The organism is Herbiconiux sp. FW305-C-125, from assembly GCF_058783455.1.
The window spans coordinates 1-26,762 of record NZ_JBYSYO010000012.1; the positions used below are offsets into that span (position 1 = coordinate 1).

The following is a 26,762-nucleotide window of genomic DNA, read 5'->3' on the forward strand; positions in this document are numbered from 1 at the left end:
CGTCGATCGATCCCCCGTCCATTCCGCGCAGCCCCGCGTTCACGCAGGGCATGATCCTCCCGGCCGGGCCGACACTCTACGTCGGCGGGCAGAACGGGATCGACAGCTCGGGCACCTTGCTCGAGGGCCTCGGCGCTCAGACGGAGCAGGCGCTCCGCAACGTGCTCGCCGTGCTCGCCGAGGCGGGCACCGGGCCCGAACACGTGGCGAAGCTCACGATCTACCTCACCACCGGTGTCGACCCCAACGAGGCCTACGCGGCGAGCGCCGCCGTCTGGCGTCACCGCACGGCGGTCACGGTGATCGCCGTCCCGGAGTCGCGCCCCGGCGTCCTGGTCGAGATCGAGGCGGTCGCCGCCGTCCCGCCCGCCTGACCCGCGCTCACCCGCGGGCTTCAGCGCGGCTGCGACGCGGTTGAGCGTGCGGAGTGCGAGGACCGAGCGCTCGCCCAGAGGATTGCGAGGATGCCGGAGAGCGATGAAGCGGCTGCGGTCGGCAGCAGGAATCCGGGATGACTCGACCAGGCGGCGAACAGGGTCGTCACCCCGAGGAGGCCCGCGGTGAGCAGCGCGCAGCTGAGCGCGAGGCCGGCACGGCGGCTGAGGCGCGCTCCCCGAGTGGTGCGGATGGCCCAGGCGATGACGGTCAGCAGGGCTGCACCGCCGCCGAACAGCGCGCCGAACAGGAGGCTGCCGACGATCGCGAAGCCCCAGAGCGAAGAGTCGCCGTCGGCTCCGATGACGAGCTCGATCTGGGAGACGACGATCGCGGTGACGCCGGCGGCGACCGCCGCGGCGCCCACCGCCGGGAGGTCGTGTGCATCATGCCCGGGCTGGTTCTCGCCTATGGTCATCGCTCCCCCGATCCGAGCGGCCAGCCTAGCCGGAACACGCGCGCGGCACCTGAGTACCGCGGAAGGACGACTGGCGCACCCGGAATCTCCACCCTGAGGACGATTCGCCGCAGCGGCCGGCGCGCGAGCATGGAGGGGACGGCAGGACGCCGGGTACGGAGGGTCGAGATGGTGCGGACGATTCGGGGACGCGACGCGGCAGGTTCGATCGGCGAGGAGGTCGTCGAAGGGGTCGTCGAGGCCGGCCGCAACAGCGGACAGGTGTGGTGCGTGGTGAGCGCCCGCGGTGAAGCCGCGCGGGATGTCGCCGGGCCCCTGCTCCGCAACGGACGGCAGGTCGCGTTGCTCGCGCCGGACGTGAGCCCGTTCGCGATGCTCGTCAACGAGTGGGGCGATGCGGTGCTGTCGGCCGAGATCCGGGAGCCGGGCATCCTGTCGCTGACCGACGCGCTCTGGCAGATCGAAGAGAACTTCGGGGCGGTCGACGTCATCGCTCTCATCGACGACGCGGGCGACCCTGAGCGCGTGCAGTGGGCGGCCGACTTCTTCGCCGCGCGCTGGCCGGAGGCCGACCTCGTGATCGTGAACCCGATGGGAGTGGGAGTCCCAGAGCGAACCCGCTAACCTCGACGAAACCGTGCCGGCGGATGACGTCGGCCGACCGAGCGGTGGAGGGAGCGGCGTGGAGTCGATGGGCAGAGCGACGCGATTGCTCCGGGTCGCCGGTGTGGTGTGCATCGTGCTGGGCGTCGCCGCCGTGCTCGGTGTCATCTTCCTGCCGCACCAGATGACCTGTACCAGCGTGGGCGACTGCCGCACCGACAACGATGTGTTGTTCGTGCTGGGCGGCGTGGGCCGCTACCTCGGGCCGCCCCTGGCCGCCGCCGGAGTGTTCGCGCTCGGCTTCAGCCTGCTGACCGGCGCGATCAGGCCTGGCGGCCTGCCATCAGCCACCCCGGACCACGACGAGATCGACCAGCCCTGGGAGGCGACGATGACCACCGAGAGCGCTCCGCGCATGCTGCTCCCCGTCCGGGCACTCTGGATCTTCGCCATCGTGGCGGCCGGCATCTGCTTGGCCGCGTCCGTCGTCGTCTCGCTGCCGGTTGCCCAGGGCGCTTTCGGAACGACCTGCGACGAGAACGGATGCTCGTACTCCCCGCTGTTCACCTTCGTGCAGATCGTGGGCTTCCTCGCCCCGAGCGTGCTGATCGCCGCCCTCTTGATCGCGGTGCTCGCCATCGTCGCCGGCACGATCAACCGCCAGGGCGGCGTCCGTCTCGGCGGAGCCTCCCGAACGCCGGAGCAGGAGGAGAGCGGCCGGGCGGATGATCCCGACGCCGAGCTCGACGAGCTGCTGCGCCCCGCCGACGGGCCCCAGGGCCTCCGTTTCCGCGGCTACCGGTCCGACGACCTCACACCCTTCATGCGGCCGGCCGCGCCCGCGGGCGACGAGCCACGCGACTGAAGGGTCGCTTCGGCCGGGAGGTGCTCGAGCGCCGGGCCCAGGCGTGGCGCGCCCTGCCCGGACAGCGCAGCGCGACGGTTGGGGCGCCAGACGCGTCTCGCCCCGGCGAACCCGCCGGCGGCGCCCGCCACCACCGCGACCACGATCGTGATGGTGGTCGCCTGCCACGACCCGAGCAGCAGCGACAGCACGATCCACGGCACCGCCGTGCCGATCGCCACGATGTGCAGCACCGAGAACCCCCGCCACCGCAGCGCCCGTGCGCGCGGCGCCGCGCCGGGGCCGCCCGCCGCCTCCACGTGCCTCGCGTCGCCGGGCACCACCGGATGCGCGGCGTGCCAGCGCTCGCGCCGCGCCGCCTGCGCGTTCAGCAACGGCCAGGTCGGCAACGCGACGAGCGCCGTCCACCCGCCCGCGGTCAGCCCGACCACCAACGCCGCGAAGGTCACCGACGGCCACGCGTCGATCGCGCCGCCGGTCACGACGAGCACCGTCAGCTGATAGGACAGGGCGGCGGCCACCGCCGACGCCACGGCCGCGTGCAGCACGAACCAGCCCGCCCGGGCATCCGCCGCCGCGATCTCGGCCGCCGTACCGGCCGGTGTGGTGCGCGCAGTCGCACCTGAATCGGGGAACTCCGTTGTTCCGCGCATGTACTTCCTCGCTTCTTGCCCCGGCGACGCTGCCGGTTCGGGTCGCCTCCGCCCGGGGCGGAGACGGAGCGGATGCGCACCGGGTCGGCGCGCATCCGTTCGTTCTCCCAGTCTTACCGCGCCGCGACCGCCGCGTCCACCGGCAACACGCCGGGCGAACGGGAACAACGCGACGTAACAATGACGGCGCCCTGCCGAACCTCGGCTAGTGTCGAGCGAACACCCCGGCGCCTTGGCGGAGTGGCTACGCAGCGGTCTGCAAAACCGTCTACACGGGTTCGAATCCCGTAGGTGCCTCTATTCCTCGCTCGTTCCTTGCTCATTCCTTGCTGCCCGTCGACGCCACGGACGTGACGAAGTAGCGCTGCAGCGCAAGGAGCACCACCGCCGGGATGACGGCGAGGATCGCCGTCTCGGCGAAGACGCGGCCGTAATCGGTCGAGAACGCCCCGAAGGACTTCGCGATCGCGACCGGGGCGAGATCGAGCGACGCATTCGACGTGACGAGGATGGGCCAGAGATAGGCCTGCCACTGGAACAGGAACAGGATGAGCCCGGCCCCGATCAGCGCCGGCCGGGTGAGCGGCAGGTAGATGGACCAGAAGATGCGGAACCAGTTCGCGCCGTCGAGGTGAGCCGCCTCTGACAGGGAATGCGGGATGCCGAGGAAGAACTGCCGCAGCGTGAACACGGCGAGCCCGTTGCCGAGCCCGGGGAGGATGAGGGCGATCAGCGTGTTGGTCAGCCCCCACTCGCTGAAGCTCCGGGAGAGCGGGATGGCGATCGCCTCGAACGGCACCAGGAAGCTCAGCACCACGATGGTGAACACGACCGATCGGCCCCTGAACGGAATGACGGCCAGCGCGAAGGCGGCGGCTGCGCTGATGCCGAGCCCGACCACGACCGTGACGGCCGCCACCAGGAGACTGTTCCCGAGCGCGGTGAGAAAGCCGCTGTCGACCGCCGACTCCAGGTTCACCAGGGTGAAGTCCTTCGGCCAGAGCACGTCCCAGCTGAGCGGCGAGCTGCTGGCGAAGGTCTCGGTGGCGGTGCGGAACGTGCTCGCGAGAAGCCACAGCACCGGCACGAGGAAAGCGAGCGAGATGGCGACTGCCGTCACGGTGAGCACCACACGGCCGAGCGGATTGCGGCGCATGCTCACTCCTCCCCGGTGTCGTCGGAGCCGAGCAGTTTGAACTGCACCGCCACGATCGCGATCATGATCGCCAGCAGCACGACCAGTTCGGCCGAGGCCTGATAAGGGTCGCTGAGCTCGTAGCTGCGATGGAAGATGTCGTACATCAAGAAGTTCGACCGTCCTTCCGGCCCACCACCGGTCAGGATCTGCACCGGCGCGAAGAGCACGAAGTTGGCGACCGTGTCGGCCACGAGGACGAAGAGCAGCGGCCGCCGCAGCATCGGCAGGGTGACCGAGAAGAAGGTGCGCACCGCGCCGGCGCCGTCGATGCGGGCGGCCTCGTAGTAGACCGGCGGGATGTCGTTGAGGCCGGCGATGAGGAACATCATCCAATAGCCGATGCCGATCCAGCTGGCCAGGATGATGAGCGACATGATCACCTGGTCGGGGCTCGTGAACCAGGGCTGCGCCGGGAGACCGAACAGCTCCAGGAAGCCGTTGACCGGGCCGTCGGGACGGAGGGCGATGCCCCAGACGATCGTCGACCCCGCCAGGGGAACCGCGGCCGGCAGGAAGATGAGCGTGCGCCAGAGCCCCCGGCCGGGGATGTTGCGGGTGAGCAGCACGGCCAGCGCCAGTGCGAGCAGGATCTGCAGCGGATTGACGATGACGTTGAAGACGAGAGTCTGGGTCACCGAGTTCCAGAACGAGGCACTCGAGAACATCTTCGTGAACACGTCGACGCCGACGAACTCGGGGGCGGCGAGGCTGCCGGGCAGTCCCGACCGGGTGGAGTCGGCGACGGCGGAGACGGTGGGCACGATGCGGAGCACCACGATGAGCACCACGGTCGGGGCGAGGAAGAGGGCGGCAGCCACGACGTTGCGTCGGGTGATGCGCGCCCCCTTCCGCCGGGAACCCGCAGCCTGGGTGAGGAGGCTTGGAGCGGTCATGGGCTACTGGAACTTCTCCCAGGCATCCGAGAGCTGACCGGTGGCCGACTCGAGCGCGGTGCTCGCATCCGTCCCGTTGATGATGTCGTCGAAGGTCTTCGTCATGATGTCCTCGAACTCCACGTAGCCCACGGTCTGCAAGCGCAAGGTGGCGGTGTTGGCCAGTTCGTACTTCATCAGGTCGACCACTCCGGCGAACCGCGGATCCTTGAAGGTGTCGGAGTCGTAGAACTTCTGGCTGCCCTCGAGGTTCGACGGCGGCACGGCCAGCGCCGACAGGTATTGCGCGTAGCCGCCGTCGTCGATGCCCATGAACTGCATGAAGATCGCCGCCGCATTCGCTTTGTCGGCCGTGGCTTTCGGGTTGAGGCCGAGCGACCAGCCGCCGGTCGGGGTGGCCGCCTCACCGCCCTCGAAGGCCGGGAACGGAGCCACCCCGAAGTCGAGGTACTGCTCGGCGGTGAACTGCGTGCCCCACCAGGGGCCACCCACGTAGAACGCGCTCTGGCCCGCCGCGAACATGTTCGGGGTGTCGGCTACCGCCACGCCCCGCGGCGAGAGGCCGTCGGCGAAGAGGCTGCCGTACCAGTCGAAGGCCTTCGTCCAGCCCTCGTTCGTGATGTCGGGCTCGAGGTTGCCTGCCCCGGTCGCACCGGGACCCCCGCCGGCGCTGATGGCGAGCGGCTCGAGCTGGTAGTAGCGGTCGATCTGATCGAAGATCAGACCGTACTGGGCGCCCGCCGCTGTGGCCTTCTGGGCGTCGGCGGTCACCTCCTCCCAGCTGAGTCGCGCATCCGGATCGGCCGACGGGGCCGGGACCCCGGCCGCGGCCAGCAGCTCCTTGTTGTAGTAGAGGATGTTCGTCGAGGTCTGGTAGGGCATCGCGACGAGCTTGTCGTCGACGGTGGCCGCCTCGAGGCTTCCGGGGTCGACGGCATCGGCCAGATCGGGGAAGGTCTTCGTGAGATCGGCCAGCCAGCCGCGCGCCACATAGGCGTCGGTGCGCGGCATGTCGACGTCGAACACGTCGATGGCGTCGCTCGAGTTCGTGAGCCGCGCGGCGAGCACGCTGTTGAAGTCGTCGAACGGCACCGCTTCGTAGTTGACGGTGATGGTGGGGTGCGCCTTCTCGAAGGCGTCGATGACGGGCTTGATCTGGTCGGCGTCGTAAGCGGCGCCGGCGTAGGTGATGGTGATCGGGTCGGTGGGCTCGGTGAGCGTCGCGGGCGCGACACCGTCGATACCGCCGCTCGATCCGCTGCCGCCGCTGCAGGCGGTCAGGGCGAGCGTCGCCGCCCCGATGATCGCCCCGGCGGTGAGCCAGCGAGTCACTCCGTTGTGAACGGCCATGGTCTACTCCTTCGGTGAGGTGCTGTGTGGGTCGGATTCGCGGTCGGGTTCGGCCGCACCGCCGGCGCTGATGCGCTCGAGGAAGAGGCGACGGAAGTCGTCGACACCGGTTTCGACGGCGACTGTCGCGTTCGGCGGACCAGCGGGCTCGAGGGCGAGCCCGCGGTTGGCGACAACGAGCCCGCGGGCGAGCTCGCTCTCGGTCTCGGCCTGCACGGCGGCGGTCTGCCAGTGCAGGAGCTGCGGATGCGTCACCGCGGCCACCACGAGCGGGTCGTGGAGGAAGCACGCGGTGCGGTGCTCGACGCGGTTGGGGAACGCGCGGCCGAGGAAGTCGATCCAGGCGTCGGTGCAGTCGGCGGCCCAGCGGCTGAAGGCGTCGTCGGTGCGACGCAGCGCGGCGGCGTCGTCCCGGGTCAGCATGACCTTCGAGGTCTGGTCGAGGCCGACCATCCGGATGCGGGCCCCGCTCCGCAGGACGACGTCGAGGGCTTCGGGGTCGACGTAGGCGTTGAAGTCGCCGACGACGGTGATGTTCTGGGCGTAGCCGGTGGCGCTGCCCGCCATCAGCACGAGTTCGCGCACGTTCGCGGCGAAGGCGGGGTCGCGCTGCACGGCGAGGGCGAGGTTCGTCATGGGGCCGATCGCGATCACCACGAGTTCGCCAGGGCGCTCGGCGGCGAGGCGCACGAGGTAGTCGGCGGCGTGCTCGGTCCGGGTCGGGCCCCGAAGAGCCGCCACGGGTGCGGTCGCCGGCTGGTCCCCCTCGAAGACGGCGTCGAAGAGCGCTCGCACCGGCGCCATGTCGCGCACCAGCGGCTCGGTTGCGCCGAGCAGCACAGGCAGCTCCGGCGCACCCAGCCGCTCGACCAGGGTGCGGGCGACGTGCGTGCCGGTGAGAGCGTCGACGTTGCCGTTGACGATGGTGAGCCCCAGCACATCCAGTTCGGGCGAGCGGAGGGCCAGAGCGATGGCCAGACCGTCGTCGATGTCGCTGCCGGGCTCGCCGAGCCCAGGATCGGTGTCGATGACCACCGGCAGCGGCCGGGCGGCGGTGCCGGAAGGCAGATCGGTGGCCTCGACGGCGTCGCCGGCGCTCATCGCAGTGCCTCCTCGACCGCCAGGGTGCGCCGGGCCAGCTCCGCGATCTCCACCCGGTCGAAGTCGCGCACCGCACTGCGCACCCGCACATGGGTGGCGCCGGCGAGATCGGCGGGTATCGACCTGACGCCGTGCAGAGCCCCGTAGACGCTCCCGACGGTGGCGGCCGAGGAGTCGGTGTCACGACCGCCGGAGATGGTGAGGGCCACCGAGGTCGTGAAGTCCTCACCCCAGAGGAGGCCGATCGAGATGAGGGCTGCGTTGTTGACGGTGTGCACCCAGTTGTAGTGGCCCAGCCGTTCGTCGACCCAGGCCAGCGCCTGGTCGGCCGTGCCGCCGTCGGCGTGCAGGGCGAGCACGGCCGTGAGCGCTTCGCCCAGCCGGGACCGTGCGGGCACGGCGCGGGCGGCCACGTCGAGAGCCGCCCTCGCGGTGTCGCTCGCGAGCGCAGCCGCGACCAGAGCCGCTGCCCAGACCTCGCCGAGCACCCCGTTGGCGACGTGACTGAGCCGCGCGTCGACGACGGCGGCGCGCGCCGCCTCGCCCGGCCTCCCGGGGTGCACGTACCCGAAGATGTCCGCGCGGATGAGCGCACCGATCCACTCGCGGTACGGGTTGCGACGATCGCCGCCTGGTCGACCGGCACGCCGCGCACGATGTTGCGGTAGGCGGCGCGTTCGGCGGTGAAGGTCTGCGTGAACGGCAGGCGATCGAGCCAGCTGCGCGCGACGTCGGCGGTCGTCAGCGCGGCACCGTGTTCCTCGAGCATCCACAGGCCGAGGATGGTCCAGTCGAGGTCGTCGTCGCGCGGCACGTCGGCGAAGGTGCCGGCCGAGGCGAACGGCGCCGACTCGTGCAGGTGGCTCACCCCCTCCGGCAGGTCGGCGAGCAGCGGGAGGTAGCCGGTCTGCGGCCACTGACCGACCGCACGGAGATAGCGGCCCACCTCGTCGCGGGTGAGACCTTCCACGGGCTTGCCCATGGTGTTGGCGACGCAGCGACCGAGCCAGGCGCCGTGGATGCGATCGGCGAGACCACCGTTCCCGCCGCTGCGGTCGACCGTCAGCGCGGGCAGGGCGTCGGCCAGGGCGCCCAGGGTGGCGTCGTCATCGGCCTCGTCGTACGGCCAGTCGCGCTGGACGGGCAGTGCGGCGAGCAGCTCCCCGAGCGCGACGAGGCGCGGGTAGTCGGCGGCGGCTGCCGCAGCGCGCGCCTCGGCGAGCAAGGGGCCGGCGGGATGACCGCTGTGGAGCAGCTGCTCCGCCTCGTCGGGAACGAGATCGCGGTCGTCGAGGACGTCATGCATGGGGATCCTGGTTCTGAAAGCCGGTGTCGACGGTGGGATTAGACGGACTGGCGCTGGACGAGCGAGTGCTGCACGAGCACATGGCGATGGGAGGTCTCGGTGGGTTCGGCGATCCGGTGCAGGAGCAGGTCGCCTGCGGCACGACCGATCTCCTGAACAGGGACGTGCACAGTGGTGAGGGCGGGACGCACGAGGCTCGCGGCGTCGATGTCGTCGACGCCGATGATGGCCAGGTCGTCGGGCACCCGGAGCCCCGACTCGAGGGCGGCACCGAGCGCGCCGATCGCCATCAGGTCGTTGGCGCAGAACACGGCGGTGGGGGGCTCGGCCTGTTCGAGCAGCCGCAGCAGCGCATCCGCGCCGCCCTCCTTCGTCCAGTCACCCACCGCACAGAGCTTCGGGTCGACGCCGAGGCCGAGTTCGTTCATGGCTTTCACGTAGCCGGCGAGGCGGCCGGTGCCGGGCTCCGCCGAAGGCGGGCCGCTGATCGTGGCGATGCGGCTGTGCCCTGCCAGGTGGAGGTGCATCGTGGCGTCGGAGCCGATGCGCTCGTCGTCGCCCGACACCCAGTCGATGGGGAGTCCGCTGAGCCCTGACCCGACTGCCACCACGGCGATGCCGGCGCGCTGCAGTTCGAGCAACTCGTCCTCGACGTTGCTCACGGCGACGACGACTCCGTCGACCTGGCGCTGGATGATCTCGTCGACGAAGGCACGGGTGAGGTTCTGGCCGCCGCCGGCGTCGAAGAGCATCACGACCTGGTTGGCGCGGGCGACCGACGTCTGCAGACCCCGCGCGAGCGCCGGGTAGAACGGGTTGGTGATGTCTTGGGCGATCAACGCGATCGTCTGGCTCTTCTTGGAGTTGAGCGCCTGGGCGAAGAAGTTGGGGCGATAGCCCAGCTCGTCCATCACCCTCTCGACCTTGCGCCGGGTCGCCGCGGATACCGGCCGGTTGCCCGAGAGCACGTGCGACACCGTGGTCTTGCTGACTCCGGCGGCGTCCGCGACGGCTTGGATGTTCAACGATGCGCGCGCCTGCTGGTGACGGCGGTCGCGTTCCGTCCGGGTGTCGACATCGTTGTCCAAACCGGTTCATCCTTTCCGTTGGAGAGCTCGACTGCGTGAGCTGCAATATCAGTTCGCAACGTCTGCAAACTAGTTTGCGTATTTGACCGTAGCGCTCTGGCGATCGATCGTCAAGCGCTGCAGTGGCATCGCATCTCGGCGTCGTCGGGTATCAGGCGCTGATTCCGCAGATGCGGCGCTAATATGACTGATGTGACGCAGATACGAATCAAGGATGCCGCGGCCTTCCTCGGCGTGAGCGACGACACCGTGCGACGCTGGATCGACTCGGGCGTGCTCGAGAGCAGCAAGGACGCATCCGGGCGCAGCGCGGTCGACGGGCTCTCGCTCGCCCGACTCGCCCGCGAGAACGCCGTGCTGCCGGCCGACCCGTCGGAGATCGGGCGCAGCGCCCGCAACCGCTTCGTGGGTCTCGTCACCGAGATCACCCTGGACACCGTGATGGCGCAGGTCGAACTGCAATGCGGCCCGCACCGCGTCGTCTCGCTCATGTCGAGCGAAGCGGTGCGCGAACTCGGCCTCGAACTCGGCTCCGTTGCCATCGCCGTCGTGAAAGCCACGACCGTCATCATCGAGACCCCCGGAGGGAAGGCGTGACCCGCTCGCGAACCACCCACCCGCTCGGCCGAGCCGCCTCGGCCCTGGTCGCCGCATCCGTCGTCGCCCTGCTGGCCGGATGCGCGGCGCCGGGTTCGGCAGACCCGGCCGTCACCTCTGCGCCGAGCACCACACCCATGGCCAGCGCACCGGCGCTCGAGGGCTCGATCACCGTCTTCGCCGCCGCCTCGCTCAAGCAGACCTTCACCGACCTCGCCGACGAGTTCGAGGCGGCGAACCCCGGCACGAGCGTCGAACTGAACTTCGCCGGATCGAGCGACCTCGTCACCCAGATCACCGAGGGCGCCCCCGCCGACGTCTTCGCCTCGGCCGACGAGAAGAACATGAAGAAGCTCACCGACGCCGGCTTGATCGACGCCTCGGCACCGGTCGACTTCGCGACCAACGTGCTCGAGATCGCGGTGCCGCCGTCGAACCCGGCCGGCATCGCCGGCTTCGCCGACCTCGCCGCACCCGGCGTGAAGGTCGTCGTCTGCGCCCCGCAGGTGCCGTGCGGCTCGGCGACCACCGCCGTCGAGCAGGCCACCGGGGTGACGCTCTCCCCCGTGAGCGAGGAGTCGTCGGTCACCGACGTGCTCGGCAAGGTCACCTCGGGCGAAGCGGATGCCGGCCTGGTCTACGTGACCGACGTCGCCGCCGCGGGCTCGGCCGTGACCGGCATCGAGTTCCCGGAGTCGAGCGAAGCGGTGAACACCTATCCGATCGCGGTCGTGCAGGACTCGAAGACGGCCGACGTGGCGCAGGCCTTCGTCGACTTCGTCACCGGCACGGTGGGGCAGGGCGTGCTCGCCGCCGCCGGCTTCGGGGCACCGTAGGCCGCCGGCCGGCCCGCGAACCCGTCATGACCCACCACCCGCTCACCTCCGCCCGGTACGCCGGCGTGCCGCGCTGGGTGGCGGTGGTCGCGGCGCTCGGCGCCCTGTTCGTGGTGGTGCCGCTCGCCGGCATGGTTGTGCGGGTGAACTGGGCCGAGTTCATCCCGCTCATCACCTCCGAGTCGTCGATCGCCGCGCTGTGGCTGAGCCTCCGCACCTCCCTCACCGCCACGGCGCTCTGCATCGTGCTCGGTGTGCCGATGGCGATCGTGCTCGCCCGCACCCGGTTCTGGGGCCAGAAGATCCTGCGCTCGCTGGTGCTGCTGCCGCTCGTGCTCCCGCCGGTGGTGGGCGGCATCGCGCTGCTCTACACCTTCGGGCGGCGGGGGCTGCTCGGATCGACCTTCGACCTGCTCGGCATCGAGATCGCCTTCTCCACCACCGCGGTCGTGCTCGCGCAGACCTTCGTCGCCCTGCCCTTCCTCGTGCTGAGCCTCGAAGGGGCGCTCCGCACGGTGGGCACGCGGTACGAGGCGGTCGGCGCCACCCTCGGCGCCGCACCCGGCACGGTGCTGCGCCGCATCACCCTGCCGCTCGTGCTGCCGGCTCTCGTCTCCGGCGCGGTGCTCTCGTTCGCCCGGGCCCTCGGCGAGTTCGGCGCCACCCTCACCTTCGCCGGCAGCCTGCAGGGCGTCACCCGCACGCTGCCGCTCGAGATCTACCTGCAGCGCGAGACCGATCCGGATGCGGCGGTCGCCCTCTCCCTCGTGCTGGTGGCCGTGGCGATCATCGTGGTGAGCATCGCGCATCAGGCGGGCGAGTCGGGGCCGCTGCGCATCCGCCGGGGCGGTGCGGGCTCGTGAGCCTCGAGTTCGAGGCCCGGCTCGACGAACGCGGCTTCGACGTCACCCTCTCGATCGCGGCGGGCGAGACCGTCGCGGTGCTCGGCCCGAACGGCGCCGGCAAGTCGACCCTTCTCGGCATCCTCGCGGGCCTCATCCGGCCGGATGCCGGGCGCGCCGTGCTGGGCGACGCGACCCTGTTCGACCTGCACGCCCCGAGCCGCCGGGCACCCCGGCGGTGGCTCGCACCGCACGAGCGAGGCGTGTCGTTGCTCGCGCAGGAGGCGCTGCTCTTCCCGCACCTGAGCGCGCTCGACAACGTGGCGTTCGGGCCGCGCAGCAGCCGCGGGCGCGGCACCCACGCCGGCCGCCGTCTCGGCCGGGCCGAGGCCGACCGCATCGCCGCGCACTGGCTCGACGAGGTGGGCGCCGCCGAGTTCGCCGACCGCACGCCCGCGCAGCTCTCCGGCGGGCAGGCGCAGCGCATCGCGGTGGCCCGTGCGCTCGCCGCCGAGCCCCGCCTGCTCCTCCTCGACGAACCGATGGCCGCCCTCGACGTCGCGGTCGCGCCGGCTCTCCGGCGCATGCTCCGCCGCGTGCTGGCCGGCCGCACCGCGGTCATCGTGACCCACGACATCCTCGACGCCTTCATGCTCGCCGACCGCGTCGTGGTCATGGACGGCGGCCGCATCGTCGACAGCGGCCCCACCCGCGCGGTGCTCGAACGCCCCTCGAACCAGTTCACCGCCGGTCTCGCCGGGCTGAACGCCCTCATCGGCACCGCCGACGCGTCGGCCGCCACCGCCGGCGCCGCAACCACCAGTCCCGCACCCGGCGCACCCGGCGCACCTGCCGCCCTCGGCATGGTCGTCGTCGACGGCGGCCTGCGCCTCCTGGCGGCGACGGATGCACCCCTCACCCCTGGCGCTCCGGCTGCCGTCGCCATCCGCCCGTCCCTCGTCGAGGTCTCGACCGCCGCCGACCCCGCAGCCCAGCGGGTGCCGCACTCCACCCCCACGAACGTCGTGCCCGGCACCGTACTCGACCTCGAACCGCGGGGCGACGTGGTGCGCGTGCGCAACGAGCTCATCGCCGCCGACCTCGCCCCGGCGCGCGTCGCCGCCCTCGACCTCGCCCCCGGCACGCCGATCCGCTGCACCTTCGACGCCACCGACGCGCTCGCCTACCCGCTCTGAGCCGCCCGTCCGGGGTTCCGGCGCCCGGCGAGGCTGAGTACCCTGGGGCCAGCCGATCGAGGAGGACACCATGGCACGCGGTTACGCGGCCGACACCGTCGAGGAGTACCTGGCCGCCGTTCCCGAGGGGCAGCGAGCCGCCCTCGGCGCGGTGCGAACGGCTCTGCTCGCCGCCATCCCCGGAACCACCGAACGCATCTCGTACCGGATCCCCGTCTTCACCTACCGCGGCAAGGGCCTCCTGGGCCTGTCCGCGGCGCAGAAGCACTGCAGCCTGCACCTCATGAGCCCACCGCTGGCCGCCGCGCTGGCGAACGACGGGGCCCTCACCGAGGGCACTCTCTCCGGCGCCACCCTGCAGTTCCCGAACGACGAGCCGCTGAGCGACGCCACCGTGCGCCTCGTCGTCGAACGCCGCATCGCAGAAGTGGATGCGCGGGGCTGACTAGTCCGAGCCGACGGCGGCGGGCGCGGCGGTACGCAGTAGCGTGTAGGTGTAGCTGAGGTTCGCGATCGCGTGCAGCACGCATCCGGCGCCGACCACCACCAGGGCGAACAGGTTCAACGGCACCGAGTCGGGCCAGAACGACGCGATCACGAGCAGCAACGGGAAGCCCACCATGAGGAGCACCGTGCGCACCCGCCCGATCCACTTCACCGGCACGATGCCGGGCTTCCGCACCAGGATCGTGATGCCGAGCAGCAGGTCGCTGACCAGGATGACGATCGCCATCCAGAGCGGCACGAGCCCCACCACCACGAGCGTGGCGCACACCACGAACTGGCTCACCCGGTCGGCGATCGGGTCGAGCTTCTTACCCAGGTCGGTGGTCTGGTCGAACCGCCGGGCGATGAAGCCGTCGGCCCAGTCGGTGATGCCGAGCACGATGAGCGTGATGAGCGCCGCCAGCGGGCTCCGGAACACCACGAGCAGCACCACGAACAGCGGGGTGAGGATGAGGAGTCGCCCGAACGAGATGGCGTTGGGCACGTTCACGCGTCGGGCAGCGCCTCGGTCGTGATGATGGTTCCGGTCCACCCCGCCTGGGCCGCGATCACCTCGGTCAGCTCTGCGTTGACGTACAGGATGCCCCCGTCCGGCCCCGCCGAGTGGAAGTACGAGTCGTTGAACACCGAGTCGCTCAGCACGACCTTGACGTTCGGATAGGTCTGCACGATACGCGCGATGGCGCGCTCCGGATCGGACATCGCATCCCCTCTCCCGGCCCGGTCGTTCGCTAGCCTGGAGCAAGCTTACTTCCAGGGGGTATTCATCGATGGAGTTCACGACCGAATCGCTCGGCAACGGCATCGCGGTGATCCGCGGCGACGGGCGCCTGAACATGGTCTCCGGCCCGGCACTGCGCGAGACGGTGAAGCGGCGCATCGACGCCGGCGAGTCACGCATCGTGGTCGACCTCAGCCGCGTTCCGTTCATGGATTCCTCCGGTCTCGGCGCCCTGATCGGCTGCCTGAAGTCGGCACGGGAGGCGTCGGGCGACCTCCGCATCGTGGCTCCGTCCACGCAGGTCGGCATGGTGCTGACGCTCTCCAACGTCGACAAGATCCTCACCCCCTACGACTCGGTCGAGGCGGCGTACCGTGACTGAGGAGCGCAGCAGCCTCGTCTTCACCACGCCGCCGGACGACGTGGATGCGGTGCACGGTTTTCTCGAGACCGTGTGGTCCGCGAATCCGGAGGTCTCCGACCTCGAGCGCATGGCCTTCGAGACCGCCCTGATCGAACTCGCGACCAACGTCATCCAGCATGCCGGCGGTGCCCGCGGGGTGACCTGCGTGCTCTCGGTCACCGCCGACGAGAACGGCCTCGCCGCGACCCTCGCCGACACCGCCGACGCGGGCGGCATCGTGCTGATGGGCCGGGAGATGCCGGATGCGCTCTCCGAGTCGGGGCGGGGCATCCCGCTCATCCAGGCTCTCGTCGACGAGCTGCGCTACGAACGCGTCGACGACCGCAACGTCTGGACGATCACGCGGGGTCGCGCCGGCTGACCACCACCACGGTCACGTCGTCCGCGCCGGCGGTGCGGGCGGCCTCGGTGAGCTCGGCGAATCGCGTCACCGCCTCCTGCGGTGAACCGGCGCCCTGCACGATCGCCGCGACCCGGCCGAGCGAGTCGAGCGTGCCGTCGAACAGGTCGAGCACACCGTCGGTGAAGGTGACGAGCTGGTCGCCGGGTTCGAGCGTCGCCGTGCCTCGTGTCCACTCCCCCTCGGCGACGATGCCGATGGGGAGGCCCGTCGCCGCGAGGCGCTCCGCCGTTCCGTCGCGACGCACCAGCACCGAGAGGCCGTGCCCCGCATCCGCGTAGTCGATACGCCCGGTGCGGGTGTCGATCACCGCATGGAACAGGGTGGCGAAGCTGCCGATGATGCCGAGGTCGTGGGCGAGCTGCTCGTTCACGGCCGCGACCGCGCCCACCACGTCGGTGCCGCTGCGGGACTGGAACGCGGAGCGCACCGCGGCCGCCATGATGGCCCCCGCCGCACCTTTGCCCATCACGTCGGCCAGGGTGAGCTCGATGACGGCGCCGTCGCCGTGCCAGGCGTAGAAGTCGCCGCCCACCCCCTTCGCGGGCAGGCAGATGCCGGCCACGTCGTAGTCAGGCCGGGCCGGCTGGTCCTGCGGCAGCAGACCCTGCTGCACCTCGGCGGCGCGGTCGAGGTCGGCGGTGTCCTGCAGCTCCCGCTCCACCCATTGGCCCATCTCGTCGAGCAGCCGGCGCTCGTCGTCGCTGAACTGGCGCGGGGCGGTGTCCACGAGGCAGAGGGTCCCCACCCGGTAGTCGTCGCCGAGGCTGAGCGGCCGCCCGGCGTAGAACCGGATGTGCCGCTCGTCGGAGACCGGCAGGCGATGCGCGAACCGCTCGTCCGCCGTCGCATCCGGCACCACCAGCACCCCGGGGCGCTGGATGGTGACCTCGCAGAACGAATCCGTGCGGTCGATCGCGAACGACTTGCCCGGCAGGTGGGGCGACTTCGTGAACTGCCGCGCGTCGTCGATCAGGTTGATCTCGGCGACCGGCACCCGGAACAGTTCACGGGCGATGCGGGTGATGCGGTCGAAGCGCTCCTCGGCCGGGGTGTCGAGCAGCTCCAGCCGCCGCACCGCCGCCACCCGGTTCCGCTCGAAGGCGTCGTCGTTCTCGGACTCCTGCTCACCCAACCCCATGCGAGCTAGCGTAAGGCACCAGCCGGAAGATTCGGAGCGTGCGCCCCGACGCCCGCTCATAGCCCCGGTAGCCCGGCCACTGACGCTCGATGTACGCCCACACTGCCTCGCGCTCGTCGTCGCCGATCAGCGTCGCGCGCACATCGATCCGGCGGCCGCGGCGGCTGACCCAGGCCTCCGGATGCGCGATCAGGTTCGTACTCCAGGCCGGATGCGAAGCACCCGCGAAGTTGCTGCCGGTGACGAGCATCCGCCCACCGGGTTCGGGAACGTACATCAATGCGGTCTCCCGTTCGAGGCCGGACTTCGCGCCGACGGTGTGGAGCACCAGCGAGGGCACGAGCAAGCCGCTCAGCTGCACGCGGCCCCGCGTGAGCCAGGTCATGCCGCGCTCGAGCGGCGGCATGATGGTGGGGCCCACCCGGCGGAAGAAGCGGGTGCGCGAGAAGCGGGCCACGACGATCCGCACCGCACGCACGAAGGAAGCCATCACCCCATTGTGCCGCTGATGGGCCAGACACAGGACCGGAAAGAAGAACTCGCACACGGTGGCCTGGTGCGCCGGGAAGGCAACATGGTGACCCTCGGCGACGGCTCGCAGTGGTGGCTCAACGGGGCCGCATGGGCGAGGGACGAAGCGGACGCCCTGATCGTGCGAGACCGTCAGATCCTCCGAGAGCAGGTGAAGTGGTGCCGAAGCTGATCACCGAGTGGAGGACAGACGACCCCGGACTAGCCGAGATGCTGAAGAGCATCGCAGCGGAACCCGAATACAGCGAACTCCGCCTCGAGATGGAGATCGCGCTCCACCAGTTCCAGGCGAAGCACACCGCTGAGCAGCTCGGCCGGCTTCGCGCCGACCGCCTGGACTCGGAACGCAGGCGTGCGCGATGGGCCGAGATCAAGGCGCAGCGCGCCGCAGAACGAGCGGAGGGGAGTGATGCCTGAGCGCAACCAGCTATCGCGCCGCAAGGGATGGCGCAAACCCGACAACACGGTCGTGGTGGCCCGTCCATCGAAATGGGGGAACCCCTTCCGTGTCGGTGTGAACGCCTTCAACCGGGCCAACGCGGTCGAGCAGTTCCGCGAGATGGCCACGCGCCCGGGCCGATCCTTCGAAGGATTTCGGGAGCAGGTCCGCGACGAGCTCGCCGGCAAGAATCTCGCATGCTGGTGCCCGCTCGACCAGCCCTGCCACGCTGACGTGCTCCTCAAGATCGCGAACGGCTGATGAGCCTGCCTCAGGAGACGTTGAAGGTGGGCTCGAAGTCGTTGTTCGGGTCCTTCGCGGCACGTTCGAGGTTGCTCAACACGTTGGCGGGCTTCTGCATCCAACCCATCACAGTTGCTTCCATCTCTGACGCGATTTTCACCTTGCCGTCGATCGTTCGCTCTTTGGCGAGAGCTAGTGCGCGGTACCCCAACCACTCGACGAGTATCCAGTCCCGTTTAGGAAGCACTGAGAACAGGCGCATGTCCGAGCGACGATGACTGTTTCAAGGGGCATCCACTTCCAGAAAAGGCGAGGGAGAGTCGAGTGGGTGAGCACCCGCTCTAGCGCGTCTAGCACTGCGCCGACCGCGTCGTCGCGGCGCTTCTGCGAGTCGCGGCGCAGCTTGATGATCTCGCCGGCGGCGAATATCCCCACAGTGGCGAGCACGCCGAAAGCCGCAACCCAGACCGCCCATGAGACCCCCAACCACATGTGGGAGGCATACCGACGTGTCAGCGACTGAAGACCGCGAGCTCTACGACATCCGATCCGCCTCGCGCCGGGTTCACCGCTCGCGCCGATCGATCTACTACTGGATGCGCCACGGCATGCCCTTCAAGACCATCGGTGGCCGCCGGTACATCGCACATGACGACCTCCTCAGGATGCTCCGGGTCCGCATCCTCAACGAACGCCTCCACCAATTCGCGAAAAAAGATTAGGTGCTCTACTTGACGCCTACGGCATTGCACAGTTTCACTACAAGGTAAGCACTTCTGCACCCACTGATCAGAGCCAGCCTCTCGGTGGGTTTCGTGCATCTCAGACCCGCCACCGTTCTCTTCCGGTGGTGACACAGGGCTGACAACCTGGCGCCAGGGGGCGCGAACTCGTCACCCCGGCTACTGGGTAAGTGGCAAGCACCGCGGGTGGGCAGGGTCGACGCGTGATGCGCACTGCCCACCCGCGGATACAGTGGTCGGATGTCGACGAACGCAGTGCGCAGCCGAGCGATAAGGACATCGGCGACGCTGCTGAGTGGGCCTGTCGAACTGCTCGACTTTCTCGTTCCGCTGTGGGCGGGAGCGATGCTTGGGCTCGGAGCCCCTGTGATCGGATGGCTGGTGGCCGCAGAGCTTTTCGTGTCGGTGCTCGTACGACCTCTCGCTGGCTATCTTGCTGATACGCGACCGCGGTCCCGGGTTGCGGCGGTCGGAGCCTTCGTCTTCAGCCTCAGTTGCTTGATCTACGCAGGAGCGAGTACACCCGCAATGGCGTTCGTTGCGGCATTCCTCGGCGGGATCGCAGGCCCGCTGTTCTGGATCTCCCTACGCGCGATCGCCGCTGAGTACCTCGCAGACAACTCGGGAACGTTCGCGGGGCTCATGTCGGCAGAGGCTCTCGGATCATGGATCTTCTGGGGGCCAGCGATGGTCCTTCTCGGGGCCTTCGGATACTCGGCGGTCTTCATTGGACTCGCCGTTGCGGCGGTCGCCGCGGGCGCGCGCTTGATGCTCACCCCCAAGGAACCGATCGTCGTGCGAGCGGAGCTTGCCGGCGGAATCCGTGAACATGTCCGCCGACTCGCGCCATTGATGACGATTGGTGGCTTCGCCACTGCCGCTGAGGCTGGTGTGGGGTTGGCGCTTCTGCTGCAGCTGCAAGCTGCTGGCCTCGAAGTCTGGCAAATCGCTCTGGTCTACCTGCCGGGCGGTATCGCACTCACCGTTCTTCCGCGCCCCCTTCACGCTGTAGTTGAGCGGTGGGGTCGTAAACCTGGCTACGTCGCTGCTTCTATCGCGACTGCTGTGAGCGTGGCTGCGCTGGCACTCTCGCCGCCGGTGATCCTTGTAGCCGCACTGTGGATCATCATGTCGGCCTCACTCGCGCTTCTCTACCCGCTGCAGAAGACTCTTGTCTCGGAGGCGAGCGGGGGCCGGGTCGCCCGCGGGATGAGCCTGCAGGCGAACGCGGACACGATCGGTGCGGCAGTCGGAGTGGTTGCTGTGGGCGTCATCGTCGTTGACGGCCGGTGGGCACCCGCATTCATCGTCTGTGCTGTCATTATCTTGTGCGGCGCGGCCCTAGCTTTCTGGGTCATTGATCGCACCGGCCAGGAGTACCGAGAGGGGGTAGCGAGGGGCTGAAAGCCCCTCGACGTAGTGGTCGGACCAGTCGATGACACAGTGACACCGGGCGACTTCCCTCTCGAGGAGGGATGGGCGCAGCACCTCACCCAGCCCGCCTGACCCGCGGCACGGCGACCGGAACGGCACCCACGTCGAAGGAGACGCCATGACGAAGCTCAACATCGCGGCCGGCAACTCCCGGTTCTTCTGGTGCCCAGGCTGCGACAGCGCCCACCACATCGACGTCCGTGCAGGCGGGTGGACATGCGATGACGACATCGAGCACCCCACCATCCAGCCGTCCGTACTCGTGTACTCGCACGGCACGCTGATCGATGACTCCCTGGAAGGCGAAGCGCTCACCGCACCCGCCAACATCCGGCAGACGCCCCAGTGTCATTCCTTCGTCACAGCTGGTCGCATCGAGTTCCTGACCGACTCCACGCACGAGCTCGCCGGCCAAACCGTCGACCTTCCCGACTGGCCGTACGCATGAGACCCCTGCCCGTCATCCTCATCGGGATCACCCTGATGAAGCTGGCCGTGCTCGCCGCCCTCTACTCGCTGCGCCTGGCACCCGCCGACCCAGAGCCCGAGCATGAAGAAGGGCCGGCCAGCGTCCCCCGATGAACCGGCCCCGCCACATCAGTCCTTCGGCGGATACGGGTCCTGCTTGTTGATCGTGTCCTTCTGACGGAGCTGCCCATCCCGACCATGGATGTTGAGCTCCCCACCACCAGACGAGTTGTTCAGGTACTGACGCGCAGCAGCGGCAGCCTCAGCCTGCGTGTCGTGATGCGACGACGACGCGCCCTGCTGGCTGTGCACCCTCCCCATCGACTACGAAGCCCCACACGACGACTACCAGAACGACGACCGCTTCCAACTCGATCACTTCTACCCGGTCTCCACGCACATGTTGCCGCCCTTTGGATAGCCTTCGTTGCAGCGGCTGGTGCCGTGGCCGCCGCGGTGTTCGCAGGATTCCAGATGGTGGATGCTCGCCGTTCCGCAGAACGAGCGCAGAAGGCCGAGGAAGCCGCGGCAGCTGCACAAGATCGAGTAACCGGCGCTCTAGAGGCGATGGCCTTTCTCGATGGCCCACCGTGGACCGTGGAATGGATCTCAGGCGGCGCCTACCTGCTGACAAACAACGCGCCGGTCGCAGCACACGACGTGCGCGCGTCCATCGACGCGGACATGGCCACCGTAGGGGACCTCCCACAGGGCATCGACATCGGAGCACGCAGCGCAATCAAGTTCATGGCCACCGCCCACATGGGGACCGGATTCCAGAAAAACATCACCGTCACCTGGACCAATCGCAGCGGCGACGATCTCATATGGACTCACCCACTCCCACCCAGCTCCGCCGCTCCTCCCAGACGCTGAAAAATCCACGAACCTCGAAATCACGGACCACCTCGCCCGCTACCTGCCGCCCGGCGCCGGCGCCGGGCGCCGGCGGCACCATTTCGTGGCGACGCGCAGGCCGGACCGATGCCGGCGTTTCGGAGCATCCGCGATCAGTACCAGTTCACGGACTGCGAGTGCCCCCAGGCCGAGCACGGGGTGCCGTAGCCGCGGGCGATGTAGTCCAGACCCCAGGAGATCTGGGTCACGGCGTTGGTGGCCCAGTCGTCTGCGATGGACGACATCTTGCTGCCCGGCAGCGACTGCGGAATGCCGAACGCACCGCTCGAGGCGTTCTCGGCCTGGTAGTTCCAGCCCGACTCCTTGCTCCAGAGCGAGTCGAGGCACTGGAACTGGTCCGAGCCCCAGCCGTACTGGTCCGCGGCCATCTGCGCCGCGATGGCGCGAGCCCCGTCGGGGGTGCTCGCCTGGGCGGCGGCGTCGGCGGCGGCCTGAGCGGCGGCGGCAGCAGCGGCATCCGCGGCGGCCTTGTCGACGGCGGCGACCTGGCTCTCGGCCGCCGTCGTCACGGCGACCGCCGTGTTCGTGAGCGTCTGCACCGTCGTGGTGTCGAGGTACTGGTAGTTGGCCAGCGACGCCACCGAGGAGATGAGGGGCGCGGTGTCGACCTTGCCCTTGGCGGCGGCGAGCACGGAGGTCGCGCGCTCGATGGTCGCCTCCGCACGGCTGTCGGCACGCTCGGTGGTGCGCTCGATCAGCTGGGAGTGCTCGTCGGCCTTCGCCGCGCCGACGGCCGCGGTGGCGGTGACGCCGGCCGACAGCCCGGCTGCGTTCTGCGCGTTGGCGACGGCCGGGTGCGCGAAGGAGGCGATGGCCACCAGGGCGGCGGCCGCGGTGAGTCCCGCGATGGGGGCGCGGCGTGAGGTGCGCCTGTCCCGGCGCTCACGTCGGGTCGTGGGGGTGGTAGGGGTGGTGGGGCTGGGTGTGGAGTTGCGCATTGTGTCCATTGGATCGGGCCCTGGAGTGCGGATGCGCGTGCACGGTGGGCACACACGTCGGGTTCGTGAAGCACTCCTGCCGCACTGGCTCGCTCGCAGCGGGCACGGCGGAGCAGCACGACGAGGTGTCGGGCTCCGCGCGGCAGATGGCGGTGACGGTCGATGTCGGGTCACCGGCGGGCAGTCACGGCTGCGCCGACCGGCGGTGTTCGCGGTCATCCGGGACGTGGATGTTCGGGTCATCCCGGGGCAAACAATTGAAGCAACAAGTATGTGGGGCGTTTCTGAGAGCTTTCTCCATACCGGTGCCGGGCCGGTCCCGCCGGACGTTTCAGCGCCGAAGATGGGTCCATGGTCCGCGGATACACCGCTCAGCAGGTGCGCGACGCCGAGCGACCCCATCTCGACGCCGGCGAGCCGCTCATGCTTCGCGCCGCACACGGCGTGGCCGAGCGCATCCGGGGTCTCGTCGCCGAGCGCGCCGGGCGGGATATTCCGCGGGTGCTGTTACTCGTCGGCTCCGGCGACAACGGCGGCGACGCGCTGTTCGCGGGTGCCGAGCTCGCCGCAGCCGGGCTGGCGGTCGACGCCCTCGCCGTCGGCTCCCGGATGCACGCCGCCGGCCGCGAGGCCGCCCGCGCCGCCGGGGTGACGATGCTGACCGAGGCTCCCGCCGCGAGCGCCTACGACGTGATCGTGGACGGCATCCTGGGCACCGGCACCACCGCGGGAGCGCCGGCCCTGCGCGGGCGCGCCCGTGAAGTGGTGCTCGCGCTGCTCGGCGAACTGCCAGCCGGCGACGGGCGAACGGCGCCCGGCGCACCCGGGGCCGCCCGGCCGCTCGTGGTGGCGGTCGACCTCCCGAGCGGGGTCGACCCCGACACCGGCGCCGTGGCCGACGAGGTGGTGCTGCCCGCCGACGTCACGGTCACCTTCGGGGGCGTGAAAGCGGGACTCCTCCGCGGCGAGGGCGCACGCCTCGCGGGCCGCATCCACCTCGTCGAGATCGGCATCGAGGCCGACCTGGCGGTTCTCACCCCCGCCCTCGACCTCCCCTGACTGCTTACCGTCCAGGGGCGGGTCAGCTGGCGACGGCGCGCCGGCGCACCGCCTGCTTGAACCATGCCGTGTCGGGAATACGAGCCAGGAACGGGCCGACCACCACGGTGATGAGCACGTACGCGGTGGCGAGCGGGGCGAGCCGCGGCTCCACGCCGGCGCCGAGCGCGAGGCCGGCGATCACGATCGAGAACTCGCCGCGCGGCGTCAAGGCGAGGCCGGTGCGCCACCGGCCGGGCACGCCGATGCCGGCCCGCCGCGCCGAGAGATAGCCCGACGCCACCTTCGTCGCCATGGTGACCACCGCGAGCGCAGCGGCCGGGAGCAGCATCGCGGTCAGCTCGCTCGCATCCGTCGTGAGCCCGAAGAACACGAAGAACACCGCCGCGAACAGGTCGCGCAGCGGTGTCAGCACCTGACTCGCCCGCTGCGCGACGCGCCCCGAGAGCGCGATGCCCACGAGGAAGGCTCCCACGGCCGACGACACGTTCACCTCGGCGGCGAGCCCCGCCACCAGCATGGTGAGCCCCAGCACGCCCAGCAGCAGGGGTTCCGGATGCTCGGGCGCGAAGATGCGCGAGATCACCGACCCGTGGCGCAGCGCGACGTACAGGATGAGCGCCACCACCCCGACCGCCACGGCCACCGCGATCGCCCCCTGGAGGAGCGACACCCCCACCACCAGCGCCGCGAGGATGGGCAGGTAGAACGCCATCGCGAGGTCTTCGATGACGAGGATGGCGAGCACCGTCGGCGTCTCCCGGTTGCTCAGCCGCCCGAGGTCGCGGAGCATCTTCGCCACCACCCCCGACGACGACACCCAGGTCACGCCGGCGAGCGCGACCGCCGCCACCGGCCCCCAGCCGAGCAGCAGGGCGAGGAGTGCGCCGGGCACGGCGTTGAACAGCGCGTCGATCAGCCCCGCCGTGCGCGACTGCCGGAGGTTCGTGAGCAGCTCCTGTGCCGTGTACTCCAGCCCGAGCAGTGCCAGCAGCAGGATGACGCCGATCTCGGAGCCGACCTGGAAGAAGTCCTCGCTCGCATCCAGCGGCAGCAGGCCGCCCTCGCCGAACAGCAGGCCGACGACGAGGTAGAACGGGATGGGCGAGATGCCGATCCGCAGGGCCAGCCGCCCCAGCAGGCTCATTCCCAGCAGGAGCGCGCCGACCTCGATCAGGATCAGCGTCGTCTCATGCACGGGCGGCCGCCTAGCCCGGGCCGTTGGCGATGATGTGGCCGAGGGCGTCGAGGCCCTCGCGCGTACCGACGGCGATGATGGTGTCGCCCGGGCGCAGGATGTCGGCGGGCGTGGGTGACGGGATGACACCGGCGTCGCGCACGAGCGCCACGATCGACACCCGGGTGCGGGTGCGCGCCTTCGTGTCGCCGAGCGGGCGGTTGAGGTAGGGCGAATCGGTGGGCAGTTGCAACTGTTCGGTGAACAGGCCCGCCGCGTCGCCCGCGAGACTGGTGAGGCGGCTCATCGTGACCGAGCTGCCGAGGAGGTCGGCGAGCGCCGCCGCCTCGTCGTCGGTGAGCGGCACGGAGTCGCTCGACGAGTCGGGGTCGTCGAGGTCGAACAGCGCGAGATCGCGGTCGCCGTCGCGATGCGACACCACGCTCACCCGGCGCCCGGTCTCGGTGAGCAGGTCGTGTCGCACGCCGATGCCCGGCAGGTCGACCTTCTCGATGCGCACTCCCACGGGTTCACGCTAGCAGCAGGGCGTCGCCCCGTCGCAGAGGTGGGCCTTGGCGAACCGGCCGAACGGGCGCACGATGGATGCACGGCGCGGTGTCCGCGCACGTCCCCGATCGGAGATCCTCGTGAAAAAGATCCTGTTGCTGCTCGCCTTCGCGCTCGGCTATGTGCTCGGCGCGCGCGCCGGCCGCCGGCGCTACGAGCAGATCCGCGAGAAGGCCCAGCAGCTGTGGAACGACCAGCACGTCCAGTCGGCCGTGCACAGCGCCGGCGACCTCGTGGAGACGGCCGTCGACCGGGTGAGCGAGCGCGCCGGCGACGTCATCGGCAAGGTGCGCGGTCAAGGCCGGGATGCCTGAGCCCACCCGCGGCTCCGCAGCACCGGCACCCGGCGACGAGACCGTCGACGCCGCCGACCGCTCGACGACTCGGCTGATCGCCGACCTGCCCGGCCTCGTCGTGGGCCTGCTGCGCGACGAGCTCGACGCGCTCAAGCAGGAGCTGACCGCGCGAACCGCCCGGCTGGGCATCGGCGCAGGTCTCGTGGCGGGTGCGGCGTTCATCGGGTTCTTCGCCCTTGCGGTGTTCATCGCCGCCGCGATCATCGCCCTCGCCCTCGTCGTACCCGGCTGGGCCGCCGCGCTCATCGTGTTCGGCGGCCTCCTCGTGATCGCGATCGTGCTCGCGCTGATCGGGGCGCGTACGCTCAAGAAGAAGTCGGGCGAGCAGGGGGAGCACTGATGGCGGCCAAGAAGCAGAACGATCCGAACCAGGAACTCAGCGTTCCCGCCGCCGTCGCCGAGGTCGCGAAGGCAGCCGTGCAGGCGCGGGCCGTGCGCCCCGAGCCCGAGACCGACGAGGCGCCGGCCGAGCAGCCGCCGCAGCGCTCCCGCGCCGAGGTGCAGGCCGACATCGCCGCCAAGCGGGCGGAACTGAGTGACGTGCTGAGCGAGCTCGAGCGGCGCCTCGACGTGCCGGCGCGGGTGAAGACGTCCGTGCGCGAGATCGCGAGCGATCCGGTGCGCGGTGCCCGCGCGCATCCGAAGACCGTGGCGGCTGCAGCGGTCGCTGCAGCGGGGCTGGCGACCGGCATCGTGCTGGTCGTTCGCGCGCTCACCCGGTAGCGCGCCGGGCGCCCGGGCTCAGGCTTCGACGGCCGCGGCCATGCGATCGAGGAACGCGATCACCACGCCGCGATCCTCGGGGCTCAGCGATTCGGCCACCGCGAGCATCCGCTGATGCGATTCCGCCAGGGCAGCGCGCACGTCGTCGTCGGCACTCGCTGTGGGCATCAGGATGAGTGCACGCCGGTCGGTGGGATGCGGCTGCCGCTCGATGTGGCCCGACTTCTCGAGCCGGTCGATCAGCGTCGTGGTGGAGGCCGAGGAGATGTCGAGCAGGTCGGCCAGGTCTTTCGGGCTGATGTACCGCCCGGTCTGCCGGCCCCGGATCACATGGCGGACGGCGGCGATGTCGTTCTCGCCCATGCGCATCTCCTGGCGGGTGCGCAGGCGCATGGCGGTCTCGGCGGTGCGGTATCGCCGCATCGCCTGCAGCACGTCGACGGGGCCCTGCGACTCGGCGTCGCCGGGGTACCAGTACTGCGTGGCAGAATGTGCTCCAGCGGTCTCCATGAGCCAAGAATAAACCGAATCCGGCGTTCTGTTCGGAAATCGAGTAATCAGTTCGTCTAGCGACCAGGGTGGCATGATCGGA

The 26,762-nt window shown here is 70.1% G+C and carries 40 protein-coding genes and 1 tRNA gene; 24 read left to right on the forward strand and 17 right to left on the reverse strand.

Annotated features, from left to right (window positions below):
- The first annotated feature begins 5 nt into the window (after positions 1-5).
- The gene (locus AC3WLB_RS20845; RefSeq protein ID WP_492509591.1) at positions 6-374 is read left to right on the forward strand and encodes a RidA family protein; all 369 of its coding nucleotides are present in this window, start codon (positions 6-8) and stop codon (positions 372-374) included.
- 20 nt (positions 375-394) lie between these two features.
- On the opposite strand, the gene AC3WLB_RS20850 is transcribed toward AC3WLB_RS20845, so the two are convergent.
- Complete coding sequence (locus AC3WLB_RS20850; protein WP_492509329.1) at positions 395-853, reverse strand: hypothetical protein; 459 nt, start codon at positions 851-853, stop codon at positions 395-397.
- A 168-nt stretch (positions 854-1,021) separates the two neighbouring features.
- Here AC3WLB_RS20850 and AC3WLB_RS20855 point away from each other — a divergent pair, with 168 nt between their 5' ends.
- Positions 1,022-1,477, forward strand: a complete 456-nt coding sequence (locus AC3WLB_RS20855; RefSeq protein ID WP_492509331.1) for a hypothetical protein — start codon at positions 1,022-1,024, stop codon at positions 1,475-1,477.
- A gap of 67 nt (positions 1,478-1,544) precedes the next feature.
- Positions 1,545-2,321 carry a hypothetical protein gene (locus tag AC3WLB_RS20860; protein ID WP_492509333.1) on the forward strand — a complete coding sequence of 259 codons (777 nt, stop codon included), beginning with the start codon at positions 1,545-1,547 and terminating at the stop codon, positions 2,319-2,321.
- Here the strand turns inward: AC3WLB_RS20860 and AC3WLB_RS20865 are convergent.
- Positions 2,252-2,974, reverse strand: coding sequence for a hypothetical protein (locus AC3WLB_RS20865; RefSeq protein ID WP_492509335.1), 723 nt, complete (start codon positions 2,972-2,974; stop codon positions 2,252-2,254). The genes AC3WLB_RS20860 and AC3WLB_RS20865 overlap by 70 nt on opposite strands.
- Positions 2,975-3,200: 226 nt before the next feature.
- Here AC3WLB_RS20865 and AC3WLB_RS20870 point away from each other — a divergent pair.
- Positions 3,201-3,271, forward strand: a tRNA-Cys gene (locus AC3WLB_RS20870).
- Positions 3,272-3,293: 22 nt separating this feature from the next.
- Here the strand turns inward: AC3WLB_RS20870 and AC3WLB_RS20875 are convergent.
- Genes AC3WLB_RS20875 through AC3WLB_RS20895 form a run of 5 tightly spaced genes read right to left on the reverse strand, consistent with a single transcriptional unit; the run spans position 3,294 to position 8,289 of the window.
- Positions 3,294-4,130 (reverse strand): carbohydrate ABC transporter permease, encoded by an 837-nt coding sequence (locus AC3WLB_RS20875; RefSeq protein ID WP_492509337.1) that lies wholly within the window; start codon positions 4,128-4,130, stop codon positions 3,294-3,296.
- 2 nt (positions 4,131-4,132) lie between these two features.
- Positions 4,133-5,065, reverse strand: a complete 933-nt coding sequence (locus tag AC3WLB_RS20880; protein ID WP_492509339.1) for a carbohydrate ABC transporter permease — start codon at positions 5,063-5,065, stop codon at positions 4,133-4,135.
- Between the two features lie 3 nt (positions 5,066-5,068).
- A complete protein-coding gene (locus AC3WLB_RS20885; RefSeq protein ID WP_492509341.1) occupies positions 5,069-6,415 on the reverse strand; it encodes an ABC transporter substrate-binding protein in 1,347 nt (448 codons plus the stop codon).
- 3 nt (positions 6,416-6,418) lie between these two features.
- Positions 6,419-7,516, reverse strand: coding sequence for a nucleoside hydrolase (locus tag AC3WLB_RS20890; RefSeq protein ID WP_492509343.1), 1,098 nt, complete (start codon positions 7,514-7,516; stop codon positions 6,419-6,421).
- Positions 7,513-8,289 (reverse strand): ADP-ribosylglycohydrolase family protein, encoded by a 777-nt coding sequence (locus AC3WLB_RS20895; protein ID WP_492509345.1) that lies wholly within the window; start codon positions 8,287-8,289, stop codon positions 7,513-7,515. The genes AC3WLB_RS20890 and AC3WLB_RS20895 overlap by 4 nt, the downstream gene beginning before the upstream one ends.
- On the opposite strand from AC3WLB_RS20895, the gene AC3WLB_RS20900 reads away from it, so the two are divergent.
- Positions 8,271-8,864: a hypothetical protein gene (locus AC3WLB_RS20900; RefSeq protein ID WP_492509347.1), complete on the forward strand. Its 594-nt coding sequence runs from the start codon at positions 8,271-8,273 to the stop codon at positions 8,862-8,864. The two genes, AC3WLB_RS20895 and AC3WLB_RS20900, sit on opposite strands and share 19 nt — an antisense overlap.
- On the opposite strand, the gene AC3WLB_RS20905 is transcribed toward AC3WLB_RS20900, so the two are convergent.
- Positions 8,861-9,910, reverse strand: a complete 1,050-nt coding sequence (locus tag AC3WLB_RS20905) for a LacI family DNA-binding transcriptional regulator (protein ID WP_022897878.1) — start codon at positions 9,908-9,910, stop codon at positions 8,861-8,863. The two genes, AC3WLB_RS20900 and AC3WLB_RS20905, sit on opposite strands and share 4 nt — an antisense overlap.
- Positions 9,911-10,102: 192 nt before the next feature.
- Between AC3WLB_RS20905 and AC3WLB_RS20910 the strand changes: the two genes are divergently transcribed.
- The 5 genes from AC3WLB_RS20910 (at position 10,103) to AC3WLB_RS20930 (ending at position 13,826) form a co-directional block, all read left to right on the forward strand.
- Positions 10,103-10,507, forward strand: coding sequence for a TOBE domain-containing protein (locus AC3WLB_RS20910; RefSeq protein ID WP_492509349.1), 405 nt, complete (start codon positions 10,103-10,105; stop codon positions 10,505-10,507).
- Positions 10,504-11,343: a molybdate ABC transporter substrate-binding protein gene (gene modA, locus AC3WLB_RS20915; protein ID WP_492509351.1), complete on the forward strand. Its 840-nt coding sequence runs from the start codon at positions 10,504-10,506 to the stop codon at positions 11,341-11,343. The genes AC3WLB_RS20910 and modA overlap by 4 nt, the downstream gene beginning before the upstream one ends.
- A gap of 26 nt (positions 11,344-11,369) precedes the next feature.
- On the forward strand, positions 11,370-12,206 hold the full coding sequence (locus tag AC3WLB_RS20920; protein WP_492509353.1) for an ABC transporter permease: 837 nt from the start codon (positions 11,370-11,372) through the stop codon (positions 12,204-12,206).
- Positions 12,203-13,381 (forward strand): sulfate/molybdate ABC transporter ATP-binding protein, encoded by a 1,179-nt coding sequence (locus tag AC3WLB_RS20925; RefSeq protein ID WP_492509355.1) that lies wholly within the window; start codon positions 12,203-12,205, stop codon positions 13,379-13,381. The genes AC3WLB_RS20920 and AC3WLB_RS20925 overlap by 4 nt, the downstream gene beginning before the upstream one ends.
- Positions 13,382-13,451: 70 nt before the next feature.
- Positions 13,452-13,826, forward strand: a complete 375-nt coding sequence (locus tag AC3WLB_RS20930; RefSeq protein ID WP_492509357.1) for an iron chaperone — start codon at positions 13,452-13,454, stop codon at positions 13,824-13,826.
- Here AC3WLB_RS20930 and AC3WLB_RS20935 read toward each other — a convergent pair whose 3' ends face one another.
- Together AC3WLB_RS20935 and AC3WLB_RS20940 are read right to left on the reverse strand one after the other, a co-directional pair.
- Positions 13,827-14,378, reverse strand: coding sequence for a CDP-alcohol phosphatidyltransferase family protein (locus tag AC3WLB_RS20935; RefSeq protein WP_492509359.1), 552 nt, complete (start codon positions 14,376-14,378; stop codon positions 13,827-13,829).
- Positions 14,375-14,590, reverse strand: coding sequence for a hypothetical protein (locus AC3WLB_RS20940; RefSeq protein ID WP_022898564.1), 216 nt, complete (start codon positions 14,588-14,590; stop codon positions 14,375-14,377). Before AC3WLB_RS20940 ends, AC3WLB_RS20935 begins: the two co-directional genes overlap by 4 nt.
- A gap of 68 nt (positions 14,591-14,658) precedes the next feature.
- On the opposite strand from AC3WLB_RS20940, the gene AC3WLB_RS20945 reads away from it, so the two are divergent.
- Both AC3WLB_RS20945 and AC3WLB_RS20950 read left to right on the forward strand, forming a co-directional pair.
- Positions 14,659-14,991 (forward strand): STAS domain-containing protein, encoded by a 333-nt coding sequence (locus tag AC3WLB_RS20945; RefSeq protein ID WP_492509361.1) that lies wholly within the window; start codon positions 14,659-14,661, stop codon positions 14,989-14,991.
- Positions 14,984-15,394 (forward strand): ATP-binding protein, encoded by a 411-nt coding sequence (locus AC3WLB_RS20950; protein WP_492509363.1) that lies wholly within the window; start codon positions 14,984-14,986, stop codon positions 15,392-15,394. The genes AC3WLB_RS20945 and AC3WLB_RS20950 overlap by 8 nt, the downstream gene beginning before the upstream one ends.
- On the opposite strand, the gene AC3WLB_RS20955 is transcribed toward AC3WLB_RS20950, so the two are convergent.
- Both AC3WLB_RS20955 and AC3WLB_RS20960 read right to left on the reverse strand, forming a co-directional pair.
- Positions 15,372-16,574: a PP2C family protein-serine/threonine phosphatase gene (locus AC3WLB_RS20955; protein ID WP_492509365.1), complete on the reverse strand. Its 1,203-nt coding sequence runs from the start codon at positions 16,572-16,574 to the stop codon at positions 15,372-15,374. The two genes, AC3WLB_RS20950 and AC3WLB_RS20955, sit on opposite strands and share 23 nt — an antisense overlap.
- On the reverse strand, positions 16,561-17,064 hold the full coding sequence (locus AC3WLB_RS20960) for a nitroreductase family deazaflavin-dependent oxidoreductase (RefSeq protein WP_492509367.1): 504 nt from the start codon (positions 17,062-17,064) through the stop codon (positions 16,561-16,563). The genes AC3WLB_RS20955 and AC3WLB_RS20960 overlap by 14 nt, the downstream gene beginning before the upstream one ends.
- A gap of 18 nt (positions 17,065-17,082) precedes the next feature.
- Between AC3WLB_RS20960 and AC3WLB_RS20965 the strand changes: the two genes are divergently transcribed.
- The 7 genes from AC3WLB_RS20965 to AC3WLB_RS20995 all read left to right on the forward strand — a co-directional run bounded on the left by AC3WLB_RS20965 (position 17,083) and on the right by AC3WLB_RS20995 (position 20,546).
- Entirely contained in the window at positions 17,083-17,277 is a 195-nt protein-coding gene (locus AC3WLB_RS20965) for a hypothetical protein (RefSeq protein WP_492509369.1), read from the forward strand.
- Positions 17,265-17,522 carry a hypothetical protein gene (locus tag AC3WLB_RS20970; protein WP_492509371.1) on the forward strand — a complete coding sequence of 86 codons (258 nt, stop codon included), beginning with the start codon at positions 17,265-17,267 and terminating at the stop codon, positions 17,520-17,522. Before AC3WLB_RS20965 ends, AC3WLB_RS20970 begins: the two co-directional genes overlap by 13 nt.
- On the forward strand, positions 17,515-17,805 hold the full coding sequence (locus AC3WLB_RS20975; RefSeq protein WP_492509373.1) for a DUF4326 domain-containing protein: 291 nt from the start codon (positions 17,515-17,517) through the stop codon (positions 17,803-17,805). The genes AC3WLB_RS20970 and AC3WLB_RS20975 overlap by 8 nt, the downstream gene beginning before the upstream one ends.
- Before the next feature lie 491 nt (positions 17,806-18,296).
- Positions 18,297-18,509 (forward strand): hypothetical protein, encoded by a 213-nt coding sequence (locus tag AC3WLB_RS20980; protein WP_492509375.1) that lies wholly within the window; start codon positions 18,297-18,299, stop codon positions 18,507-18,509.
- Positions 18,510-18,770: 261 nt separating this feature from the next.
- The gene (locus tag AC3WLB_RS20985; protein WP_492509377.1) at positions 18,771-19,934 is read left to right on the forward strand and encodes an MFS transporter; all 1,164 of its coding nucleotides are present in this window, start codon (positions 18,771-18,773) and stop codon (positions 19,932-19,934) included.
- Between the two features lie 148 nt (positions 19,935-20,082).
- Positions 20,083-20,412, forward strand: a complete 330-nt coding sequence (locus AC3WLB_RS20990; protein ID WP_492509379.1) for a ubiquitination-like system serine protease family protein — start codon at positions 20,083-20,085, stop codon at positions 20,410-20,412.
- The gene (locus AC3WLB_RS20995) at positions 20,409-20,546 is read left to right on the forward strand and encodes a hypothetical protein (protein ID WP_022896736.1); all 138 of its coding nucleotides are present in this window, start codon (positions 20,409-20,411) and stop codon (positions 20,544-20,546) included. The genes AC3WLB_RS20990 and AC3WLB_RS20995 overlap by 4 nt, the downstream gene beginning before the upstream one ends.
- Before the next feature lie 15 nt (positions 20,547-20,561).
- On the opposite strand, the gene AC3WLB_RS21000 is transcribed toward AC3WLB_RS20995, so the two are convergent.
- Complete coding sequence (locus AC3WLB_RS21000) at positions 20,562-20,744, reverse strand: DUF2188 domain-containing protein (RefSeq protein ID WP_492509381.1); 183 nt, start codon at positions 20,742-20,744, stop codon at positions 20,562-20,564.
- Between the two features lie 132 nt (positions 20,745-20,876).
- On the opposite strand from AC3WLB_RS21000, the gene AC3WLB_RS21005 reads away from it, so the two are divergent.
- Complete coding sequence (locus AC3WLB_RS21005) at positions 20,877-21,308, forward strand: hypothetical protein (RefSeq protein ID WP_492509383.1); 432 nt, start codon at positions 20,877-20,879, stop codon at positions 21,306-21,308.
- A gap of 134 nt (positions 21,309-21,442) precedes the next feature.
- On the opposite strand, the gene AC3WLB_RS21010 is transcribed toward AC3WLB_RS21005, so the two are convergent.
- A complete protein-coding gene (locus AC3WLB_RS21010) occupies positions 21,443-22,288 on the reverse strand; it encodes an aggregation-promoting factor C-terminal-like domain-containing protein (protein ID WP_492509385.1) in 846 nt (281 codons plus the stop codon).
- Between the two features lie 351 nt (positions 22,289-22,639).
- Between AC3WLB_RS21010 and AC3WLB_RS21015 the strand changes: the two genes are divergently transcribed.
- Positions 22,640-23,347, forward strand: a complete 708-nt coding sequence (locus AC3WLB_RS21015; protein WP_492509387.1) for an NAD(P)H-hydrate epimerase — start codon at positions 22,640-22,642, stop codon at positions 23,345-23,347.
- Positions 23,348-23,369: 22 nt separating this feature from the next.
- Here the strand turns inward: AC3WLB_RS21015 and AC3WLB_RS21020 are convergent, their stop codons facing one another.
- Together AC3WLB_RS21020 and AC3WLB_RS21025 are read right to left on the reverse strand one after the other, a co-directional pair.
- The gene (locus AC3WLB_RS21020) at positions 23,370-24,545 is read right to left on the reverse strand and encodes a cation:proton antiporter (RefSeq protein WP_492509389.1); all 1,176 of its coding nucleotides are present in this window, start codon (positions 24,543-24,545) and stop codon (positions 23,370-23,372) included.
- Positions 24,546-24,555: 10 nt separating this feature from the next.
- On the reverse strand, positions 24,556-25,050 hold the full coding sequence (locus tag AC3WLB_RS21025; RefSeq protein ID WP_492509391.1) for a cation:proton antiporter regulatory subunit: 495 nt from the start codon (positions 25,048-25,050) through the stop codon (positions 24,556-24,558).
- A gap of 121 nt (positions 25,051-25,171) precedes the next feature.
- On the opposite strand from AC3WLB_RS21025, the gene AC3WLB_RS21030 reads away from it, so the two are divergent.
- The 3 genes from AC3WLB_RS21030 to AC3WLB_RS21040 are packed head-to-tail and all read left to right on the forward strand — an operon-like array spanning position 25,172 to position 26,170.
- On the forward strand, positions 25,172-25,405 hold the full coding sequence (locus AC3WLB_RS21030; RefSeq protein WP_031282763.1) for a hypothetical protein: 234 nt from the start codon (positions 25,172-25,174) through the stop codon (positions 25,403-25,405).
- A complete protein-coding gene (locus tag AC3WLB_RS21035) occupies positions 25,398-25,787 on the forward strand; it encodes a phage holin family protein (protein WP_492509393.1) in 390 nt (129 codons plus the stop codon). Before AC3WLB_RS21030 ends, AC3WLB_RS21035 begins: the two co-directional genes overlap by 8 nt.
- Positions 25,787-26,170 carry a DUF3618 domain-containing protein gene (locus AC3WLB_RS21040; protein ID WP_492509395.1) on the forward strand — a complete coding sequence of 128 codons (384 nt, stop codon included), beginning with the start codon at positions 25,787-25,789 and terminating at the stop codon, positions 26,168-26,170. The genes AC3WLB_RS21035 and AC3WLB_RS21040 overlap by 1 nt, the downstream gene beginning before the upstream one ends.
- An 18-nt stretch (positions 26,171-26,188) precedes the next feature.
- Here the strand turns inward: AC3WLB_RS21040 and AC3WLB_RS21045 are convergent, their stop codons facing one another.
- A complete protein-coding gene (locus AC3WLB_RS21045) occupies positions 26,189-26,680 on the reverse strand; it encodes a MarR family transcriptional regulator (protein ID WP_022896745.1) in 492 nt (163 codons plus the stop codon).
- Positions 26,681-26,762: the final 82 nt, after the last annotated feature.